The sequence below is a fragment of the Mesorhizobium sp. M7A.F.Ca.AU.002.02.1.1 genome (assembly GCF_003998535.1).
Lineage (GTDB): Bacteria > Pseudomonadota > Alphaproteobacteria > Rhizobiales > Rhizobiaceae > Mesorhizobium > Mesorhizobium ciceri.
On the sequence record NZ_RZPB01000441.1, the window covers coordinates 1 to 5,187 of the forward strand.

Below are 5,187 nucleotides of genomic sequence, written 5' to 3' on the forward strand. Positions count from 1 at the left end.
GGCTTCTGCCTGTTCAACACGGCGGCGATCGCGGCGCGTTATGCGCAGAAGAAACACGGTGTCGAGCGCGTTGCCATCGTCGACTGGGACGTGCATCACGGCAATGGCACGCAGGATATTTTCTGGGACGATCCCTCGGTGCTCTATTGCTCGACACACCAGATGCCGCTTTATCCCGGCACCGGAGCGAAGACCGAAACGGGCGCCGGCAACATCGTCAACGCACCGCTGGCGCCGCAGACCGGCAGCGAAGTGTTTCGCGATGCCTTCCTGTCGCGCGTCCTGCCCGCGCTCGACAATTTCGCGCCCGACCTGATCATCATTTCGGCCGGGTTCGACGCGCACCACCGCGATCCGCTGGCCGAGATCAATCTGACCGAGGATGATTTCGATTGGGCGACCGGCCAGCTGATGCAGCGCGCGGCACGCCACAGCGGCAACCGGCTCGTCAGCCTGCTCGAGGGCGGCTACGATCTGCAGGGATTGGCATTTTCGGTCGCCGCCCATGTCGGGCGACTGATGAAAGGATGAACGATGGCTGGTGAGACCAACGAAGACGTCAAGGCGATGAGCTTCGAGCAGGCACTCGATGCGCTGGAGAAGATCGTCGATGATCTGGAGCGTGGCGACGTGCCGCTCGACCAGTCGATCAGGATCTATGAACGTGGCGAGGCGCTGAAGGCGCATTGCGACCGGCTGCTGAAGGCCGCCGAGGACAAGGTCGAGAAGATCAGGCTGTCGCGCGACGGCAAGCCGGTTGGAACGGAGCCGCTCGACGCGGATTGAGGCCGGTCCGAACGATGGCCTCGCCTCACCGGTTTTTGGACATGATCATGATCGAGGATATAACTCGTTGCGATTGAAACAGCTCAAGGACAAGAGGAGATACGGAAGCGATGTGCAGAAACATCAAGACCCTGTTCAATTTTGATCCGCCGGCAACCAATGACGAGGTGCGCGACGCGGCCCTTCAGTTCGTCCGCAAGCTGAGCGGAACGACGCGACCCTCGAAGCAGAACCAGCACGCCTTCGATCATGCCGTCGACGCCATCGCGGCCTCGGCGCGCGAACTGCTCGATTCCCTGGAAACCCATCAGCATCCGCGCAATCGCGAAGAGGTGGCGGCCAAGCTGCGGGCAAAGGCGGCCATCCGCTTTGCCTGATGCGGCCAGGCGGCCTTCGACCACCGACAAGGAGAGTCCATGAGCTTCTTCCCCGGGAAAGACCCTGAGGTGGGCGATGCGTTCGCCAGCGATCAGATCGAATTGATGGTCATTCCGAACGCCAAGGACATCGGTGGTTTTCAGGTGCGCCGTGCCCTGCCAACGGCAAAAAGGCGGTTGGTCGGTCCGTTCATCTTCTTCGACCGCATGGGTCCCGCGATCCTGCGGGCCGGCCAGGCGCTGGACGTCCGTCCGCATCCGCATATCGGACTGTCGACGGTCACCTATCTGTTCGACGGCAAGATCCGGCACCGCGACTCCCTCGGCACCGAAATGGTCATTCAGCCCGGCGACGTGAATTTGATGACCGCCGGCCGCGGCATCGTCCATTCGGAGCGTACGCCGGAGGAACTGCGTGGCGCGCCGATGTCGGTATCCGGCCTGCAGACATGGCTGGCGCTGCCGGACGACAAGGAAGAGGTGGCTCCTGTGTTCGAGAACACAGGAGCGCTCAGGCTTCCCGAGATTGATGCCGAAGGCGTCAACGGGCGCCTCATCATCGGCGATTTCCAAGGATTACGGTCCCCGGTCAGGGCCGATTCGGAGACGCTCTACGCCGACCTGCGCCTGGCGCCCGGCGCCAGCGTGAAAATCCCTGCCGATGCGGAAGAGCGCGCCATTTACACGCTGGAAGGCGAGGTCTCGATTTCGGGCGATGTGTTCCCAGCCGAACGGCTGCTGGTCTTCCGTCCCGGTGACGAGATCGTCGTGTCGTCGCAGACCGGGGCGCATTTCATGCTGTTCGGCGGCGCCTCTCTTGGTTCGAAGCGTTACATCTGGTGGAATTTCGTCTCGTCGTCGAAAGAGCGTATCGAACAGGCGAAAGAGGAATGGAAGACAGGCCGCTTCGACATCGTTCCAGGAGACGAGGAAGAGTTCATTCCGCTGCCGGAAAGCTGATGCCTGTCGCCCAAAGTGGCCCGGTTTTGGGGAAACGACCTGCATAGAAGCAAAAGACCACAGTCTGATCCGCGTCACTGACACGCATTTACTTTCGCCGGCCGGCGGCCTATTTCGCCCATCAACCGAAAGCCTGAGCACCGTGAACGCAACGCCGCATACGCCGCTTCTCGACAAGGCCCGCATCCCGGCCGACCTGCGCATGCTTGCCGAGAGTGAGCTGCCGCAACTGGCGTCCGAGCTTCGCGCCGAGCTGGTCGACGCGGTATCCCGCACGGGTGGTCATCTGGGCGCCGGCCTTGGCGTGGTCGAGCTGACAGTGGCGCTGCACTATGTCTTCAACACCCCCGATGATCGGCTGATCTGGGATGTCGGCCACCAGGCCTATCCGCACAAGATCCTGACCGGCCGCCGCGACCGTATCCGCACGCTGCGCCAGGAAGGCGGCCTGTCCGGCTTCACCCGCCGCGCCGAGAGCGAGTACGATCCCTTCGGCGCTGCCCACTCCTCGACATCGATATCGGCCGGCCTCGGCATGGCCGCGGCCCGCGATCTCTCCGGCGGCCGCAACAATGTCATCGCCGTCATCGGCGACGGCGCCATGTCTGCCGGCATGGCCTACGAGGCGATGAACAATGCCGGCGCGCTCGATGCACGGCTGATCGTCATTCTCAACGACAACGACATGTCGATCGCGCCGCCAACCGGCGCCATGAGCGCCTATCTGGCGCGGCTGGCCTCCGGCAAGGCCTATATCGGCCTGCGCGATTTCGGCAAAAAACTGACATCTTATCTCGGCAAGCGGGCGGATCGTGCGATCACAAGGGCGGTCGAGCATGCACGCGGCTACGTCACCGGCGGCACGCTGTTCGAGGAACTCGGCTTCTATCACATCGGCCCGATCGACGGCCACAATCTGGAGCATCTGATCCCGGTCCTGAAAAATGTCCGAGACAATGGCGAAGGCCCGGTGCTCATCCATGTCGTCACCCAGAAGGGCAAGGGCTATGCGCCGGCGGAAGCCGCCGCCGACAAATATCACGGCGTCAACAAGTTCGACGTCATCACCGGCGCGCAGGCCAAGGCGCCGGCCAACGCACCGGCCTACACCAAGGTGTTCGCCGAAAGCCTGGTCCAGGAGGGCCGCGAGGACGACCGCATCGTCGCCGTCACCGCAGCCATGCCGAGCGGTACCGGCCTCGACCTGTTCGGCGAAGCGTTCCCGTCGAGGACCTTCGATGTCGGCATCGCCGAACAGCACGCGGTGACCTTCGCCGCCGGCCTCGCCACCGAAGGCTACAAGCCGTTCGCGGCCATCTATTCCACCTTCCTGCAGCGCGCCTACGACCAGGTCGTCCACGACGTCGCCATCCAGAAATTACCGGTGCGCTTTCCCATCGACCGCGCCGGCTTCGTCGGCGCCGATGGCGCCACCCATTGCGGCGCCTTCGACACCACCTTCCTGGCGACACTGCCGGGCTTCGTGGTGATGGCGGCGGCCGACGAGGCGGAGCTGCGCCACATGGTACGCACCGCGGCAAGCTATGATGACGGCCCGATCGCCTTTCGCTATCCGCGCGGCAATGGCGTTGGCGTCGACATGCCGGAGCGTGGCTCCGTGCTCGAAGTCGGCAAGGGCCGCATCGTCAGGGAGGGCACCAAGGTAGCATTGCTGTCCTTCGGCACACGGCTGCAGGATTGCCTGATCGCCGCCGAGGAGCTAGGGGCTGCCGGGCTCTCCACCACGGTCGCCGACGCCCGTTTCGCCAAGCCGCTCGACGAGGATCTGATCCGGCGGCTGGCCCGCTCGCATGAGGTTCTGGTGACGGTGGAGGAGGGCGCCGTCGGCGGCTTCGCCAGCCATGTGCTGCAGTTCCTCGCCCATGAAGGCCTGCTGGAAAGCGGCCTGAAGGTGCGCCCGCTGGTGCTGCCCGACGTGTTTACCGACCACGCCAAGCCGGAAAAGATGTATGCCGATGCCGGGCTCGATGCTGCCGGCATCGTGCGCACCGTGTTCGTCGCGCTCGGGCATACGGTTCGCGCCCAGCGCGCCTGAATCAAAGTCTCAGTGACTTGAATCAGTTTGCCGGCCAACGTTCTTAACGCGTTGTTTACGCTGCCGTTTGGCGCTTTGCTTACCGTGTCTCTTGGCCGTTTTTCAACGGCGCCCTGCTAGATCGTGATCAGGCAGGGAGACAGCAACAATGAAAACGCTTCTGTGCGGCGCAGCGCTTTGCGCCGTCATCGTCGCGCCGGCCACAGCCGAAACGCGCTATGATCGCAGCCTCGAAAAGGCGGCCATGGGCATCGTCGCCGGCAAGATGGGCGACATCCGCGGCGGCTTTTCCTTCAAGCAGGTGCCGCAACTGGTGGTTCTGCCGGCCCCCGTTCCCGCACCTGCGGTTGCCATCGAGCCTTCACGCGAGCAAGCGTCGGGAGGGCGTGCGGATGGGTTGTCTCCGGCCGTCGAGCGCCCGGTTTCGCGAAGCGTATTCTGAGCTAGAGACCAGCAAGCCCTGATCGGGATTGCCCGATCGTTTCATCGTGCTTTGCCGCTGTGCGGGTGATCTAAAGGCGTCGGCACTGCTACTCCGCCGCCACCAGCTCCGCTTGTTGCGCCGGTTTCTCGGGGCGCCAGGATTGCGCCGCGTGGCGGGCGCGGTCTGCCAGGGCGGCAAGGCGTCCGCGCAGGTTTCGTCCACCCACCACTGACGACAAGATCACCGAATGCGTCGCAAAGCGGCGCTTGAAATCCTCGCCGCCGCAGAGAAAATCGATCGTGGTCAAGCCCCTGTCGAACGACCACTGGATGTAATCCATCATCAAGACCATGCCCGGCGAGGCCCGTTCGAAGGCCGGATCATAGGTGGTGACGAAAGCCATCATGGTTCCATGCTGCTCGAAATTGATCGATATGGCGATGATCTCGTCTTCGCGTTCGAGCACGAAGATGCGCAGCAACCCAAGCCCGGCCAGAACGGAGATCAGTGCCGGCAGCGCGGGGGAACCTTCGTCGAACAGGTCCGAAACGCGGCCGTGTTTTGCGAGCCATAGCCGTTTCAGC

General features: G+C 63.5%; 7 protein-coding genes. 6 read left to right on the top strand and 1 reads right to left on the bottom strand.

From position 1 onward, the window contains the following. The 6 genes from EN879_RS23500 to EN879_RS23525 all read left to right on the top strand — a co-directional run. On the top strand, positions 1-531 hold a 531-nt coding region (locus tag EN879_RS23500), incomplete at its 5' end, for a histone deacetylase family protein (protein ID WP_164774539.1). 3 nt (positions 532-534) lie between these two features. After that, entirely contained in the window at positions 535-786 is a 252-nt protein-coding gene (locus EN879_RS23505) for an exodeoxyribonuclease VII small subunit (RefSeq protein WP_013532792.1), read from the top strand. A 110-nt stretch (positions 787-896) separates the two neighbouring features. Then, positions 897-1,163, top strand: coding sequence for a DUF2277 domain-containing protein (locus EN879_RS23510; RefSeq protein WP_013532791.1), 267 nt, complete (start codon positions 897-899; stop codon positions 1,161-1,163). 39 nt (positions 1,164-1,202) lie between these two features. Further along, positions 1,203-2,123 carry a pirin family protein gene (locus EN879_RS23515; RefSeq protein ID WP_063167672.1) on the top strand — a complete coding sequence of 307 codons (921 nt, stop codon included), beginning with the start codon at positions 1,203-1,205 and terminating at the stop codon, positions 2,121-2,123. Positions 2,124-2,265: 142 nt separating this feature from the next. Continuing rightward, on the top strand, positions 2,266-4,179 hold the full coding sequence (gene dxs, locus EN879_RS23520; protein WP_063167673.1) for a 1-deoxy-D-xylulose-5-phosphate synthase: 1,914 nt from the start codon (positions 2,266-2,268) through the stop codon (positions 4,177-4,179). A gap of 148 nt (positions 4,180-4,327) precedes the next feature. Continuing rightward, on the top strand, positions 4,328-4,621 hold the full coding sequence (locus tag EN879_RS23525) for a hypothetical protein (protein ID WP_024503606.1): 294 nt from the start codon (positions 4,328-4,330) through the stop codon (positions 4,619-4,621). Between the two features lie 88 nt (positions 4,622-4,709). Here EN879_RS23525 and EN879_RS23530 read toward each other — a convergent pair. After that, positions 4,710-5,187 (bottom strand): GNAT family N-acetyltransferase (locus EN879_RS23530; RefSeq protein WP_127274275.1); only part of this gene is annotated, 478 nt, incomplete at its 5' end.